Source organism: Planctomycetaceae bacterium, from assembly GCA_039680605.1.
GTDB lineage: Bacteria > Planctomycetota > Phycisphaerae > SM23-33 > SM23-33 > JAJFUU01.
The window spans coordinates 24,780-40,061 of record JBDKTA010000034.1 but is presented as its reverse complement, the minus strand read 5'-3'; the positions used below and the strand labels follow the sequence as shown (position 1 = coordinate 40,061).

The window sequence follows — 15,282 nt, the reverse complement described above, 5'->3', positions numbered from 1 at the left end:
GCGCCGACCATCATGGATAACGCCTATTTACGCCGCCGCTACCTGCTGAGCTTTGAGTCGCGCCGCCTGCCGCACATCTTCACCGACGTGCTGATCGTCGGGGCCGGCGGCGCCGGTCTGCGAGCCGGCATCGAAGCCGCCCAGACCGCCCAGGTCATCCTGGCCACCAAGGGCGATATCGCCGCCTCCAACACCTATCACGCCCAGGGCGGAATGGCCGCGGTGATCGATCCGGCCGACTCCCTGCAGCACCACATCGAGGATACCCTCGCCACCGGCTGCGGGCTTTGCGACGCCGGCGTGGTCGAGCAGGTGGTCAACGCCGCGCGGGCCCAGGTCATGCAGATGAGTGAGTGGGGCTGCCCGTTCGACATGGCTGGCGAGACGTTCGAGTTGCGCCGTGAGGGCGGGCACCGCGCCCACCGGATCGTGCATGCCAACGGTGACGCAACCGGCCTGGCCCTGTACCGCACGCTGCACGCCAAGGCCCGGCAGTGCGGCAACCTGAAGATTTTCGAAAACTGTTTCGTGATCGACCTGCTGACCGACCCGCCCTGCGGCGGCAGCGGCGCCACGTGCGTGGGCGCCCTGACGTACCACCCGCGGTACGGTCTGCAGATCATCCGCGCCGGGTACGTCATCCTCGCCGCCGGCGGGGCGGGCATGCTGTGGCGAGAGACGTCCAACCCGCCGACCGCCACGGCCGACTCGATCGGCCTGGCGTTCCGCGCCGGGGCGGTCATCGCCGACGCCGAGATGATGCAGTTCCACCCGACGACGCTGTACATCGCCGGCGGGTCGCGGTCGCTGATCTCCGAAGCCGTCCGCGGCGAAGGCGGGATGCTGGTCGACCGCGACGGGACGCGCTTCATGAAGGACTACCACCCGATGGGCGATCTGGCCCCGCGCGACGTGGTCTCACGCGCCATCGTCGACCATTGTGCCCGGATCGGCGCCTCGCATGTGTTTCTCGACGTGCGGCACATCAAGACCTTCGCCGCCGACTTTCCCTCCATCGACCAGCAGGTGCGGGCCTTCGGAATAGATCCCGCCACCGAAGTGATCCCCGTGCATCCTGCCGCCCACTACATGATCGGCGGCGTGCAGGCCGACATCAGCGGACGAACGTCCGTCGGCGGGCTGCTGGTCATCGGCGAGGCCTCCAGCACCGGACTCCACGGCGCCAATCGCCTGGCGTCCAACAGCCTCATCGAGGTGCTGGTCTCAGGAAAGCTCGCCGGCGAACTGGCAGCCGCCGAGGCCGCGGGTTCAGGCAAGAACATCGTCTACAAAGACATCGTTTGGCCCAAATACGAATCGCACCGCACGGAACTGGACCTGACGGACATCCGCAATTCGCTACGGTCGCTGATGTGGCGCAATGTCGGCATCCGCCGCGAGGGGCAGCGGCTCAGCGAGACGCTCGAGATCATCGCCTTCTGGGGCCGCTACGTGCTGGACAAAGAGTTCGTGGACCCGGCGGGGTGGGAAATCCAGAACATGCTGACGGCCGCGTACCTCATCGGCGAGTGCGCCCTGCGCCGCACCGAAACCCGCGGCGTACACTACCGCGAAGACTTCCCGACGACCGACCAGTCCTGGGCCCGCCGCCAGCGCGTCCGCCGCAGCGAACACCAGCTCGTGGTGGAATGAGCTGGATGGGTGGATGATCACCGCCATCTTTGGGGGTGTGCGCCGGTGCTTCCATGTTAGCGGTCGAGCTTGCTCGACGCGGTTGTTCGGGGAGAAGGCAAAGAATATCAGAGGTCGAGTTTGCTCGACGGGTTCTTCCATCTCGAACGCGCGGGGCAAGCCCCGCCGCTAACTCTGCCGCTCCAACCGCCGCCATCGCGTCAGCACCACCACCGCCGCCAGGCCGTACACCGCCAGCAGGGGGCGGATGACTCCCAGCAGCAGGACGTGGGTGCAGATCAGCGCCAGGTCGGCTCCGGCGAGTTTCCAGGGCAGGATCAGCAGCAGGCCCGCCAGCACGACCAGCAGGAAGTAGATCGGCGTCAGGATCGTCATTCCCGACGAGGCGTGGCGGCGGAGGAAGAGGGCATCGAGCACGGCTGCCAGGCCGCCCAAGGCTGCAAACCCGATCACGCCAATGGCGCCCGTCAGCACCGACTGGAGGTCGATGAAGACGGTCGTGCCGGGGACCTGCTGGGCGCCCGCGCCGGCCGAGTCGGCCAGCAGCATCCCCAGGCGAACCGCCAGGAATCCAAAACCCGCCAGCAGCCCCAGACCGGCCACCAGTTCCACCGCCCGCATGAACGGCCCGGGCGTGACATGAAGGCGGATGTGACCAACGGGCATCAGGATCAGCATGCACAGCCCGCCGACGAAGATCGACCACGGCACCAGCGATTCCAGCAGGCCCAGCGGCTGCGGATTGGCCCGATCGCCGATGGACGTTTCGACAGCAGCCTCGCCGCTCAGCGCTGCCCCTGCGACCGGAGCCGCTGCCAATGCCAGCAGGATGACGCCCAGCGCCAGGTACGCCCACGCCCGCGGAAGCGGCTTGAGCAACTTGCCCGCCAGCACCGCCGCCAGGGCGGCCGCCCACGTGCCGATCAGCAGCACCAGCCACCCCGATCCGTTCAAGACCTGCCAGATGAACGAATTGCTCCACTGGCCGCTCCGAAATGGCAGCACCGCCGTCAGCAGCATCAAGCCCCCCAGCACCAGGCCGGTCCATTTCAGGCGGCTGTCATAGCGGTCGTCGCGAAGCCGCCGCCGCAGCGCCTCGACGGGATCGACCGTCTCATTGAGGGGGACCGGCCGCCCGCACCCGCTGCATCGCACCCAGTCGCCCTGATGATCGTCAGCGACCTGCGTGGTCGCTCCGCATTGGCAGGTGAATGTCTTCATGAGGCACAAGATAATCCCGCGGCGATGACAATGCCATGGCATGCAGAAAAGGACCTCAAGGACGGCAGGGACAACAAGGACCCGCACTCCCCGTCCCATGGCGACCCGCTGGCGCGTGTCGCCATGCCACCCTATTGATTAGTAGTTGAATTACGCCGCCGGGCGGGTACTTTAGACGGACCTCGATCTCAGGAGACTACCATGAGCGAAATTAAACCGATCCGCCCGCGATGGAAGGGCTCGATGACCGACCGCGAGCGCTTCAACGCCCAGATGCACTACAAGCCCTTCGACCGCTCGTTCAACATGGAGTTCGGTTATTGGCAGGAGAACTACACCGAGTGGGACCTGTTCGTCAAGAACGGCATCACCCACGAGGGGCAGGCCAACGCGTTCTTCAGCTTCGACCCCATCGGCTGCATCGGCGGGCACTGTGACCTGCATCCGGGCTTCGAGTACCAGGTGCTCGAGGAGACGGCCGACAAACGCGTCATCCGTGACGGCAACGGCCTCATCTGCGAAGTGCCCAAGGACGGCCACAGCACGATTCCGCACTGCATCGGCTCGTCGATCAAGACGGCCGACGATTGGAAAAAGGTCAAGGAAGAGAAGTTCCGCCTGGACGACCCGGTCCGCAAGATGGACGTCGAAGCTCTCAAGAAATCCTTCCCCAAAGACCGCACGTACCCGCTGGGGATTTCGTGCGGGTCGATGATCGGCCGCGTGCGCGACATGCTGACCTTCGAAGGCCTGGCGTACGCGTGCTATGACTATCCGGAGATGGTCGAGGACATGGTCGAAGTGAGATGCCAGCTTGTCGAGAACATGCTCGACCAGGTGCTCGGGCACATCGACTTCGACTACGCCAGCGGCTGGGAAGACATCTGCTTCAATCACGGGCCGATCGTCTCGGTGGACTTCTTCCGCAACGTCGTCATGCCGCGCTACAAGCGCATCGACGCCAAGCTGAAAAAACACGGGATCGACCTGTGGTACACCGACTGTGACGGCGACGTGCGGCCGATCCTCAAGCTGTTCATGGAGGGCGGCATCAACTGCATGTTCCCGTACGAAGTGCAGAGCTGCTGCCACCCCGGCGAGCTGCTCGACGAATACGGCAAGGACCTGCGCCTGATGGGCGGGGTGGACAAGATCCAGCTCGGCCACGGCAAGGCCGCGATCAAGAAGTACCTTGAGTCGCTTATCCCGTACGTGGCCCGCGGCGGGTACATCCCGTTCTGCGACCACCGCTGCCCGCCCAACGTCAAGCCCGACGATTATCTGTACTACCTCGACCTGAAGGAAAAGCTCTTCGGGATTCCGAAGTAGCGCATCGGGTGCCGTGGCGGGAGGGCTTTAGCCCGACAGCCACGATGTGACAGCAAGGCCGCAAGTTCAGGGATCGTGGCTCTCCGGGCCTGTGGCACTGCGCGCCACGGCACCCTCGCCTGATAACCTCGCCTGAATATGAGTGACAACGCAAAACCTCGGCCGCATCGGTCTGTGATCCTGGTGGCCGTCGCCACGGCGATCTCGCTGCTGGGCGACCAGGCGCTGTACTCGGTGCTGCCGACGTACTTCGATTCCCTGGGGTTGCGCAAGTTTCAGGTGGGCATCCTGTTGTCGGCCAATCGGTGGATCCGCCTGCTGACGAACCATCTGGCCGAGCGTCTGACGCGACGTTTCAGCCCCACGTGGGTGCTGACCGGCGCGCTGGTGCTGGGGGCGCTGCTGACGATCAGCTACGGAGCCTGGCCGGTCTTCGCGGCGCTGCTGGCGGCGAGGATTCTGTGGGGGCTGTGCTGGTCGTGCATTCGCCAGGTGGGCATCATGACGACGATGGATGCCTCGCCCCCGGGGCGATCGGGAAAGATCATGGGCTTCTATGACGGCGTCAGCCGCCTGGGTTCGACGGCTGGCCTGCTTGGCGGGGCGCTGCTGTTCGACGCGATGGGCTTCTCGCCGGCGATGGTGCTTCTGGGAGTGCTATCGCTGGCGGCGGCGGTTCCGGCCGTCGTGGCGCGGCGGGGGCTGGACGGGCATTCGGCGTTCCACGCCTCCGCCAACACCGCCCGCGCCGACAACAGCCTCTGGCTGCTGATCTGCGGGTTCGTGGTCGGCTGCGTGGCCTCGGGCGTCATCACCTCGTCGCTGGGCCACGTGCTCAAGAAGGCCGTGGGCGAGCATCTTGACTTGGGGCCATGGGCGATCGGCGTGGCTACCGTGACCGGCGCGATGCTGGCGGTGCAGTATGTCATCAATATTCTCGGCGCCCCCACGCTGGGGGCCATGCAGGACCGCATGGGACACCGCCTGGGCACGGTGGTCTTCTTTCTCGCCGGAATGCTTGTGCTGATGGCGGCGGCAACCGGACCGTCCATCGCCGCACTGCTGGCGCTGGTGGTGCTGTTCTTCGTATGCACGACGGCGCTGCATGTGGTTCTGTCGGCCGAGGCGGGGCGATTCGGCTCGCGGGCCTTTGCCGCTTACGCCACGGCGGCCGACTTCGGCTCGGCGACCGGTCCGCTGCTGATCTGGTCGCTGCTGGAGAAAATGGAGTCGCCGGACATCGCCTTCGCGGTGGGGGCGGCCCTTTTTGCCCTGGGAACAGCCGCGGCCGTTGTGCGTTTCGTGCGCCGCCCACGCGGCGCCGCGCAGGACCAGCGGCCGGCCGAGGTCTTCATCGGCGACCCGGAATGAAGACTCTCGCTATTTGGTCGCCAGCACTGTGATCGACGCGGCCGCGCCTGCCAGGGCATCGGCGTTGGGGGCGGCTATCGGATCGTCGCAGGCGCCGGACGCCTGATAAGTGTGGTCGCTGAGGATTTCTACCCGGTCAAACCCCGCGTCACGGATCGCCTGCAAGTAATCCTTCCGCAGCAGCGCGCCGGCGATGCAGGCGGCATAGAGTCCGGCGTCGTCCAAGGCTGCCTGGGGCAGGGGCTTGTTGAGCACGATGTCGCTGACGATCATTCGCCCGCCGGGTTTGAGCACGCGATGGACCTCGCGGAACACCTGCGGTTTGTCGGGCGAAAGATTGATCACGCAGTTGGAGATCACCACGTCGACGGAGGCATCTTCGACCGGAAGCTCCTCGATCTGCCCCTGGCGGAATTCGACATTGGCCAGGCCCGTTGTCGTGAAAAACTTCACCGCGTTTTTGCGGGCAAGCTGCAGCATCTCGGGCGTCATGTCCACGCCGATCGCACGGCCGGCGTCGCCGACTTTCTGCGCGGCCAGGAAGACATCCTTGCCCGCTCCGCTGCCGAGGTCCAGCACCACGTCGCCGGGCCCGATGTGGCCAAACGCCAGCGGATTGCCGCACGAAAGCCCCAACTCCGACTCGGGAACCGGATGGTCCGGAACGACGTAGGCGCCCTTACTGCAGCAGGATGCGGAATCGGCGGCCGCAGAGTCGCAGCAGCATGACTGCTGACCCGCAGCGACCTGGCCGTAAGCCTTCTTCACCAGTTCATGAGTGTCTTCGGGTGTTGTCATGGCACGGGTTCCTTAAGCAGCCGCACGGGCGGCTGTGGGTGTTGTGTTATGAAACCAGTTCTGCGTTCGCAGACATATCTTGACGAGCATGAGCATGACGGGCACTTCGATCAGCACGCCGACCACCGTCGCCAGGGCCGCCCCGCTTGACAGGCCAAACAGGATCGTCGCGGTGGCGATGGCGACCTCGAAGTGATTGGACGCCCCGATCATCGCCGAGGGGGCCGCGTCTGCGTAATTGAACTTGAGCAGCCTGGCCAGGCCATACCCCAAAGCGAAGATCAGCACCGTCTGGAGAAACAGGGGCACCGCGATCCAGACGATCGTCAGCGGGTCATTCAGGATCGTGCGGCCCTTGAATGAGAACAACAGCACCAGCGTCGCCAGCAGCGCGATGATCGTGATGGGCGTCAGAACGTGCAGGAACTTCTGCTCGAACCACTGGCGCCCCTTGGCCTGGATGATCCACCGGCGCGAGGCGTAGCCGGCCGCCAGCGGCAGGGCGACGTAGATCGCGATCGACAGCAGCAGGGCCTGCCAGGGCACCGGCAGCGACCCCACCCCCAGCAGGAACCCGCCCAGCGGACCATACAGCAAGAGCATCGTCAGAGAGTTGATCGCCACCATCACCAGCGTGTGGCCGTCGTTGCCCTTGGCCAGATATCCCCAGACCAGGACCATGGCGGTGCAGGGGGCGATTCCCAGCAGGATGCATCCGGCGAGATAGCTTCGCCACAGGGGCACCTGGAGCATCTTGACGCCCTCGTGCAGAACGACCGTTCCGGCCCCGTGCGTCGCGCCTACGGGCAGGTCCATTCCCAGGGGCATCTTGACGAGGTCAACGGCATCGGGCCCGATGAAACCGTAGAACAGCGTCCCCAGGAAGAACACGGCGATGGTGTACATGGTGAAGGGCTTGATCGCCCAGTTGATCAGCAGCGTCAGGCCGACGGGCTTGATGCTCTTGCCGGCCTTGATGACCTGCGCGAAGTCGATCTTCACCATGATCGGATACATCATGAAGAACAGGGCGATGGCGATGGGGATGCTGACGACCGGGGCGCCGTCGACATAGACAGCCATCGCGTCAAGCGACTTGGCCAAGCCCGGGGCCGCGCTGCCCAGGACGATCCCGCCGGCGATGCAAAGCAGAATGCACAGCGTGAGATATCGCTCGAAAATGCTCAGGCCTTTGGCGTTCATGGTCTGTCCGGTCCTCGTGAAAGCGACTGCGGCAATGTTTCGACGTACGCGCGGATCTCGTCGCGCACGCGGCGATAGTGGGCCAGAGCCTCCTCCTCGGTCTTGGCGTTTTTAGCCAGCTTCGGAGGGTCGTCGAACCCTACATGCACCACCTTGGCCCGGCCGGGGAAGACCGGGCAGGTTTCGTTGGCGTTGGCGCAGACGGTTACGACGTAGTCAAACGGCACGTCCATTACCTCCGCCAGCGTCTTGGAGCGATGGTCGGAGATGTCGACGCCCGCCTCGGCCATTACTGCAGCGGCCTGTGGGTTGAGTCCATGCGCTACGATTCCGGCCGAGTGGGCCTCAATGGCATCGCCGCGCAGATGCCTGGCCCAGCCCTCGGCCATCTGGCTGCGGCAGGAATTGCCGGTGCAGAGGAACAGGACTTTGAGTTTGCCGGCCATGACTATTCCTTGCTCTTGTACCGGCAACATAGGTCATCCAGACTCATCTTGCAGACGGACTTGACCTGCCTGGCGTCCTGGGCGACTTCAAGGTCGTCCGCTAGAGATTCCTGGAGCCAGCGAATGGCGGCCTTGACGCAAGCAGGGGCCTCGCGGCCGGGCAGACGGTAGTAGATCCATCGCCCTTCCTTTCGCGATTGCACCAGGCCCGCCCGGTGCAGGACGTTCAAGTGACTCGAAACCGTTGAGGGCGCCAGTTGCAGCATTTCCATGATCTGGCAGACGCAGAGTTCACCACCCCGCAGGAACATGAGCACCCGCGTTCGGTTTACATCCGCCATTGCCTTGGCGATGGCCGTGACATCATTCATGGTCATACTCCTATACTTTGGGAACTAACGAATTATATGCTCCCGCAGTGGCGAGTTCAACCGAAAAGCGGCCCGTGGCGTATCCCCTCTGTTACGGGGGGGGAAAGTCGCGGCGGAGGCACCAAGTATTCATCAATGCCGTTTTGCCGGCGTTGATGAATACTTGGCGTGGGCCTCGTTCATCGCCTGAAATGAAAAAGTAATTCAAAGAAACGAATTACTTTTTCATTTAGTGCCTCCGCCGCGACTTTCCCCCTGTAACTGAGGCATTACCCCGTGGCGCGGGAAGGGCGGCTGAGAAATGGTGGTGCAGCCGCGCGGGCGCGAGAATATCCCCCAACGGACCGCCTATCATTGGCCAGCGAGATTCGATATGGCATGCATCCGCAAACTGCTTCAGACGCGCGCCCAGGCGGCGGTTCTGGTGATTCGCCTGCTGGCCGGAGGCGTGTTCTTCGCCGAGGGGCTGAAGAAGTTCCTCTTTGTTGACCAGTGGGGTGCGGGCCGGTTCGCGCACATCGGGATTCCCTTTCCGCAGGTCATGGGGCCTTTCGTGGGCGTAGTCGAAGTTGTCTGCGGCTTGCTGTTGCTGATCGGGCTGCTGGTCCGTCCCTGCGCGTTGCTGTTGTTGATCAACATTACCGTGGCCATCGCCACCACCAAGATTCCCATCCTCCTGTCGCGGGGGTTCTGGGCGATGGAAGACGCGGCAAGAACGGATTACTCCATGTTGATGAGCCTGCTGTTCTTGCTGATCGTCGGCGCCGGGGCGTGGTCTGTGGATGCGTTGTTCAGCCCCGATTGTTGATTCGCGGTGGTGATCAGCCCGTCTTCCATCTCGAGTGAGCGGTCGAAGACGTCCAGTGCCCGGTGGTCGTGCGTCACGACAATCACGCCGGCCCGGCGCTCGTGGGCCACCTTGCGGAAGAGCTCCATGACCTGCCTGCCGCGAACGCTGTCCAGGGCGGCTGTCGGTTCGTCGGCCAGGATCAGGTCCGGTTCATTGGCCAAGGCCCGCGCGACCGCCACGCGTTGCTGCTGGCCGCCGGAAAGCATGTTAGGATAGTAATCAGCCCGGTCGGCGACGCCGAGGTAGTCCAGCAGCTCCATCGCCCGTCGCCGCGAGTGGCGGGGGGAGTGGTCGTTGATCTCCATCGCCACGCGGACGTTCTCGACGGCCGTCAGGAAGGGAATCAGGTTGGCCTTCTGGAAGACGAACCCCATATGGCGCCTTCGAAACGTGCGGATGTCGACGGCAAAGCTCCCGTCCTCAACGACGGTCTGGCCCGCCAGCGTGATGGCGCCGGCAGTGGGGCGGGTGACGAGGCCGATAATCGCCAGCAGCGTGCTCTTGCCCGCGCCGCTGGGCCCCAGCAGGGCCATGATCTCGCCGCGGGACAGAGACAGGTCGACGCCCCGCAGGGCGTTCACCTCGGTGTTGCCGCTGCCATAGACCTTGGTCAGACCGGAGGCTTCGACGGCCATGGTGTCGATCGCGCTGGAGGTCATGCGATCACCTCGTTGGGTTGGACCTTCATCGCACGCCAGATGCCCAGGAGACTGGCGACGACGGAAATCCCCAGCACGATGGCCCCGAGCATCCACAGGTCCTCGTTGACGATCAGGACTCGCCGCGGGAAGACCGGAAAAACCCACTGGCCGGCAACGTATGCGATGGCATATCCAATGATGCCCAGCAGCAGTGCCTGCTGAAGGATCAGGTTGACGATCACGAAGTTCCGCGCGCCCATGAGCTTGAGCACGGCGATGTCGTGGATCTTGTCCAGTGTCAGCGTGTACAGGATCAGGGCCATGATGATGGCCGAAACAATGATGAGCAGCGCCCGGAACAGGCCCAGTTGCCGCCGCGACTTGTCCACCATTCCGCCTACCAGCAATTGGCGCTGCGCATCGGCGCTGTGGACGGAGACATCCGGCCAGGAGGCGATGGTGGCCGCCACCTGCGCCGCGTCAGCGCCGGGGGCGACTTTGACCACCACGGCGCTGACGGGGGGCGGACCCAGCACGGCAATGCCTGACGACAGGCCGCCGGCGCGATTGAGCAGTTCGGGCTGAGTGCGGCCCGGGTCGACGTCTGACACGCGGGACCGGCGGGCCTGGCGTTCGAGCCGCACGGTCTCGCCGGACTGATCGTATTGGATGGCCTGTGAATCAGCCAACGTGACGAACACCATCGAATCGCCGCTGGTGGAGGCCATGTTGCGCGTAAGGCCGACGATCGTGTACGCGTCTTTGCCCAGCGTCATGCGATGCCCAAGGGGCAGGCCCAGCGACTTGTCGGCAATCATTTCAAAATGAGACTGTTCGAGCCTGCGCCCCGCGATCAGCGGAAGCCACGCGCCCCTGTCCTGCGGCCAGGACAATCCCTGAACCGTCATTCGCAACGGCCGTCCGTCATACTCCCGCTGGATCGTGTGCGAGACGAAATCATCGGACGAAAGAACCCCCGGCACGGCGCGCACCCGGTCCTCTGTGTTGGCGGGAATGCGCGAAACCTCCGCGAAAGGTCCGCGCGTGTTCTTCTGCACCACCCACAAGTCCGCGGCGACGCGGTTGACCAGCAGCGTCGCGTCGTCGACCAGCCCGCGATAGATCCCGCCCATGCCCATGACCAGCATGAGCAGCAGGCCGATGCCGATGGCCGTCAGGGCGAAACGCCCGAAGTTATGCCGGATGTCCTTGAGCGCCAGATTCATCGCCGGATCGCCCGCCCGTTTGTGAGCCTGCTGTTGTCCCCGTCTTGGGCTGTCACGACGACCTGCCCGAGCGTCAGGCCGCGAACGATCTCCACCGCCTCGCGCCCCCGCAGGCCCAGCTCCACGTTCTGGTAGCGAACCTTGCCGCCGTTATCCACAAGAACGCCCGCCTTGCCCTCGCGCCACAGGAGCAACCGCTGGGGGATACAGGCCGCGCCTTCCTTGGAGCCGGTGGCGATATAGACCTCCGCCCGCTGGCCCACGGACCAGTTGGGGGGCAGTTCCTTGACGCGCACATCCACCAAAAACTCGCGCGTCTCGCGATCGGTCTGGCGGGCCAGGCGGGCGACCTCGCCGGCGTAGCTCTTGTCGGGCTGCGAGCGAAAAACGACGCGCGCCGGCTGACCTGCCGCCAGGGCGCCCGAGGCCGATTCGTCCACCCACGCCGAGACCCACAGTTCCTTCAGGCCCACCACGTCCATGATGGCCGTGCCGGGCACGACGATGTCGCCGACTTCGCGATAGCGGAACGTCACCAGTCCGTTATCGAGCGGACAGAGAATCTGCGCTTCGGCCAGGCGCGCCCGCTGATAGTTGAGCGTCTGCTCGGCGGTGATGACCTGATGTTCCACCTCGGTTTTGGCGGCGGCGCTGCTGGCCAGGGCGGCCTGCGCGACATCCAAGGCCTCCTTGGCTTTGTCGACTTCCTGGCGTGTGGCGGCCTGTTTCGCAAACATCTGCGAGGCGCGCTGGTGCTCGAGTTTCGCCTGGGCCAGGACGGCCTGGGCGCGGGTGATGTCGCTCTGAACCCGCGCCAGGGACGCCTTGGTGGCTTCCAGCGCGGCCGAGGCTATTTCCACCTGCTGGCGAAGGTCGCTGTCGTCCAGCGCGACCAGTAGCTGATTTTTGACGACGGCGTCGTTCTGATCGGCTGACAGGCCGGCGATGCGCCCGGTGATCTTGGAACTGATGGTGATCTTCGTGCGGGCGTCGAGCGTACCGGTGCCCATGACCTCCGACTGCACGGTGTCGGATTTAACAGTGAACGCCTGCACCGGCACGGGACGGAACCGAAGCTGGTACACCACTGCGCCTGCAATGAGCACCACCAGGGCGACTTTCCACCCCATCCGCAAGACTCGCCTTACATATCCGCCACGGGCCATGAGCTGCACCTTTCTGTCCTATCCGACAAACCTGACGCCGTAGATATGCGTCAGGCAATAATAAACTCCGGCCGCGATGAAGACAATGCCGGTGGCCGTGCGGATCCACTTCTCGATCTGCGTCAGGCGGTTGAACGCTTTGCCGACGTATCCGCCGGCGAAGGCGATGAGGAAGGCGAAAGCGACTACCGGCGCGGCCGTTCCGATGCCATATACCAGCGGCGGCAGCAGCGGCGAATGGTGCTCCAGCGACAGGACCAGTGCGCTGAGGAACAGGGCGATTGACGGCGGGCAGAACGCCAGCGCGAACAGCATGCCCAGCGGCAGGGCCCAGATCACGCCGCCCTTGGCTAACCGCTGCTGAAGCGCGGCGCCGCTGACGCTCGTCGAGAGATTCAATTCGATCAGGCCCATCAGGATCATGCCCACCAGCAATAGCGCCGGGCCCATCGCCAGATTGCCATAGTGCTGGAGATACCGCGAGGTCGGGCTGGCGAACTGCTTGATGTCGCCCTGCCCGCCGGCCAGGGCATGGAAGCCCCAAAGCAGCCCCGCGCCCAGCACTACGTAAACCAGCGTTCTCCCCAGCGTGTACAGCAGCGCCGATCCCAGCACGCGGCGTGTGCTGCCGACGTGGCGGCCCAGAAACGAGATCGCCGCGATGTTCGTCGCCAGCGGGCATGGGCTGACGGCAGTGAGCAGGCCCAGCCAGAACACGCCGCTCATGACGGCAAATAAGCTCATTTGGCGGTTCCTTCCAGCACCGAGCGGATGCCCTGGCGCAGATAGTCTTTCAACCGTGCTTCATCGCCGGCCAGTTGCATCACCTTATCCATCCGCGCGCGGGAAGTTTCCTTGTCGCCCTCGAGGCGCACGGCGATGACCATGTTCTCGCCGACGTTGTACTTGTCCGCCAGGGCGGCGCTGGCCGGATCGAGATAGCTGATTGAGGCGAACTCCATCTTGCCGGCGGCGACTTGCCCGGCAAACTCTTCGCGGACAAGCTTCTGGGCGGTCGTTTCAATGAACGTGCATGTCACGCAGGGAATTCCGTGCATGTAATACACCATGACTTTTTCCCGGCCGTTCGTCGTTGGCGGGGTTGCCGCCGGCCCGCCGCGACCGGCCATCTCCTTGCCGATCGCGACGCCGATGCTGACTAGCAGGAATGCCATCAACAAGTTCCGGATGATGTTCCTGGTCTTCATGGCAAACCTCTCTGGACCTCACTGCGGTCCGATCACGATCGCGACGCCGCGGTCGCGGTCTTGGCCTGTGCTGCTCGAACCGCATCGACGATGTAGGTTCGAAATTCCTGGGAGTCGCCTTTGAGCGACCAGACCCTGTCGAGGTTCTCGTGCGAGACTTCCTTCCCTTTGACCACGGTCACCACGATGACCGAGACCGTGTCGACGTTGTATCGCTGGGCCAACTCCGTGTTGATCCAATAGTCGGCCACGTGAAACGTGACGCGCCCGTCGCGCATTTCCGCGGCAAAGGTGTCCTGCAGCGCTTGTCGCGTATTGCGCTCGATCGTGAGGCAACTGATGCAGCGGAGGGTCCGGTGCATGTAGTAAACATCAACCCGATCGGCCGGCGAAGCGGCCCCGGCAGCCGGGGCGGAAGACAGGATATCGCTCTGAGCGCATCCGTTGAGGATCAGGCCGAGGATGCCCAGGCCAACTATGAGTGTTGATTGCTTCATGTCAGGTTCTCCCAGAGGCTCACTTGGGCGCGCACTGGCCGATCTTGCAGGCCTTCTGGATCTGCTGAGGCGAGAGCTTCATCTTGTCCGCCAGCGACTGCTGGATCGTGATCATCTCGCCGGTTTCGTAGGGGTGCCGCTCCAGCCATTTCTTCAGGTTTTCCGGCGCGGTGAAGAAGCCTTGATGGAAGCAGCCTGCCGAAACCCACTTGCCGTCGGCGGCTTTCTTCTTGCCGAACCACGCCACAGCCGTGGACGGCTCGACCGATGCCACCTTGCCGTCGAGCGTCTTGACGACGATCTTCTCGCCCGTCAGGCCGTCCGGTTGGTGTACCTCGATGTTCTTGCCGGTGCGGGCGGCCACGCCCATCGCGCAATGCGCGCAGCATCCATAGCTATGCACGCCTTCGATGAGAACCTTGGAGGCATCCTGCGGATAGCAAGAGCGGTCGCAGAACCCGCAGCGGTGGGCGAGTTCATTTTCCTGCAGCGCCGCCCATGAGACGATGCCCCCGCCGCCGGTCTGCATGTCCTTGACGGCCGCGTCGCGGGCGGCGAAGGCCTTCACCCACGGCCTGCCGGTCTTTTCATCGACCCCGCTGAGATACGAGGCCTCTGCCGCGGGAATCATCTTTCCGGTGGCCAAGTCGGTGACGGCGACTTTCTTCTCGAAGCCCGCCTTATCTTCGGTCAGGCACGAATACATGATGAAATAGCAGTGCAGCCCGCACAGGCGCACGTCGCCCTTGTCGGTCTTGACCGCCACAGCCGTCTTGTCATTGACGTCGCCGTCGCACATGTAGCAGATCTGGCTCTTGGTGCGAGAGTCCTTCGCGGCCGGCTCCCAGCGTTCGATCTTCGACGTCGCCTGACCGGCAGACTCGTAACCGAGTTCTTTCCACTTGGCCAGGATGTCGTCCTTGCCCAGGAAGCCTTCATGTCGCCAAAGCTCTTTCCCGTCCTTGTCGAGGAATATCTGCGTCGGGATGAGGCGGATGCCGTGCTTGCGGGCGATAGGGAGATTTTCTTTCATGCCGACATCGACGAACTCCACGGCGAACTTCGCCGCGTAGTCCTTCTTCAACTCGTCGAGAATCGGGGCCATCATCTTGCAGGGGATGCAGCTTTTGGAACCCAGGTCCAGCAGCTTGGGAAGGGCGCCGCCCGAGTCGGCCGGGGCGGTCGCCGCCTGGTCTGCCGCGACCGAACTGCGTATGAACTGCGACCCGGCCACTGCCGCCAGTGCTCCGACGAACGCCAAGAGGATCCCGATCTTGCCGAATTTACGCATGGTTGTTGTTC

General features: G+C 64.1%; 16 protein-coding genes. 4 read left to right on the top strand and 12 right to left on the bottom strand.

Features of this window, described 5'->3' with window-relative positions; translation table 11 throughout:
• Nucleotides 1-12: 12 nt before the first annotated feature.
• Nucleotides 13-1,653 (top strand): L-aspartate oxidase, encoded by a 1,641-nt coding sequence (nadB, locus tag ABFD92_10235; protein MEN6504908.1) that lies wholly within the window; start codon nucleotides 13-15, stop codon nucleotides 1,651-1,653.
• A gap of 168 nt (nucleotides 1,654-1,821) precedes the next feature.
• On the opposite strand, the gene ABFD92_10230 is transcribed toward nadB, so the two are convergent.
• Entirely contained in the window at nucleotides 1,822-2,874 is a 1,053-nt protein-coding gene (locus ABFD92_10230; GenBank protein ID MEN6504907.1) for a hypothetical protein, read from the bottom strand.
• Between the two features lie 201 nt (nucleotides 2,875-3,075).
• On the opposite strand from ABFD92_10230, the gene ABFD92_10225 reads away from it, so the two are divergent.
• On the top strand, nucleotides 3,076-4,203 hold the full coding sequence (locus ABFD92_10225) for a uroporphyrinogen decarboxylase family protein (protein ID MEN6504906.1): 1,128 nt from the start codon (nucleotides 3,076-3,078) through the stop codon (nucleotides 4,201-4,203).
• A gap of 138 nt (nucleotides 4,204-4,341) precedes the next feature.
• Nucleotides 4,342-5,574: an MFS transporter gene (locus tag ABFD92_10220; protein ID MEN6504905.1), complete on the top strand. Its 1,233-nt coding sequence runs from the start codon at nucleotides 4,342-4,344 to the stop codon at nucleotides 5,572-5,574.
• A 9-nt stretch (nucleotides 5,575-5,583) separates the two neighbouring features.
• Here ABFD92_10220 and arsM read toward each other — a convergent pair whose 3' ends face one another.
• From arsM to ABFD92_10200, 4 genes are read right to left on the bottom strand one after another with little or no spacing between them, the layout of a single operon-like run.
• Entirely contained in the window at nucleotides 5,584-6,372 is a 789-nt protein-coding gene (gene arsM, locus ABFD92_10215) for an arsenite methyltransferase (GenBank protein MEN6504904.1), read from the bottom strand.
• A gap of 12 nt (nucleotides 6,373-6,384) precedes the next feature.
• A complete protein-coding gene (gene arsB, locus ABFD92_10210; GenBank protein MEN6504903.1) occupies nucleotides 6,385-7,575 on the bottom strand; it encodes an ACR3 family arsenite efflux transporter in 1,191 nt (396 codons plus the stop codon).
• Nucleotides 7,572-8,021 (bottom strand): arsenate reductase ArsC, encoded by a 450-nt coding sequence (locus ABFD92_10205; protein ID MEN6504902.1) that lies wholly within the window; start codon nucleotides 8,019-8,021, stop codon nucleotides 7,572-7,574. The genes arsB and ABFD92_10205 overlap by 4 nt, the downstream gene beginning before the upstream one ends.
• 2 nt (nucleotides 8,022-8,023) lie before the next feature.
• Nucleotides 8,024-8,392 (bottom strand): metalloregulator ArsR/SmtB family transcription factor, encoded by a 369-nt coding sequence (locus tag ABFD92_10200; protein MEN6504901.1) that lies wholly within the window; start codon nucleotides 8,390-8,392, stop codon nucleotides 8,024-8,026.
• Nucleotides 8,393-8,765: 373 nt separating this feature from the next.
• Between ABFD92_10200 and ABFD92_10195 the strand changes: the two genes are divergently transcribed.
• Entirely contained in the window at nucleotides 8,766-9,200 is a 435-nt protein-coding gene (locus ABFD92_10195) for a DoxX family protein (protein ID MEN6504900.1), read from the top strand.
• Here the strand turns inward: ABFD92_10195 and ABFD92_10190 are convergent.
• From ABFD92_10190 to merB, 7 genes are all read right to left on the bottom strand, one after another.
• Nucleotides 9,113-9,901, bottom strand: coding sequence for an ABC transporter ATP-binding protein (locus tag ABFD92_10190; GenBank protein ID MEN6504899.1), 789 nt, complete (start codon nucleotides 9,899-9,901; stop codon nucleotides 9,113-9,115). The genes ABFD92_10195 and ABFD92_10190 overlap by 88 nt on opposite strands.
• Entirely contained in the window at nucleotides 9,898-11,109 is a 1,212-nt protein-coding gene (locus ABFD92_10185) for an ABC transporter permease (GenBank protein MEN6504898.1), read from the bottom strand. The genes ABFD92_10190 and ABFD92_10185 overlap by 4 nt, the downstream gene beginning before the upstream one ends.
• Nucleotides 11,106-12,275: an efflux RND transporter periplasmic adaptor subunit gene (locus ABFD92_10180; GenBank protein ID MEN6504897.1), complete on the bottom strand. Its 1,170-nt coding sequence runs from the start codon at nucleotides 12,273-12,275 to the stop codon at nucleotides 11,106-11,108. Before ABFD92_10180 ends, ABFD92_10185 begins: the two co-directional genes overlap by 4 nt.
• An 18-nt stretch (nucleotides 12,276-12,293) precedes the next feature.
• Nucleotides 12,294-13,019: an aromatic aminobenezylarsenical efflux permease ArsG family transporter gene (locus ABFD92_10175; protein MEN6504896.1), complete on the bottom strand. Its 726-nt coding sequence runs from the start codon at nucleotides 13,017-13,019 to the stop codon at nucleotides 12,294-12,296.
• Nucleotides 13,016-13,450, bottom strand: coding sequence for a nitrophenyl compound nitroreductase subunit ArsF family protein (locus tag ABFD92_10170; GenBank protein ID MEN6504895.1), 435 nt, complete (start codon nucleotides 13,448-13,450; stop codon nucleotides 13,016-13,018). Before ABFD92_10170 ends, ABFD92_10175 begins: the two co-directional genes overlap by 4 nt.
• 65 nt (nucleotides 13,451-13,515) lie before the next feature.
• Entirely contained in the window at nucleotides 13,516-13,980 is a 465-nt protein-coding gene (locus ABFD92_10165; protein MEN6504894.1) for a nitrophenyl compound nitroreductase subunit ArsF family protein, read from the bottom strand.
• Between the two features lie 19 nt (nucleotides 13,981-13,999).
• Nucleotides 14,000-15,271 (bottom strand): organomercurial lyase, encoded by a 1,272-nt coding sequence (merB, locus tag ABFD92_10160; GenBank protein MEN6504893.1) that lies wholly within the window; start codon nucleotides 15,269-15,271, stop codon nucleotides 14,000-14,002.
• Nucleotides 15,272-15,282 lie beyond the last annotated feature (11 nt).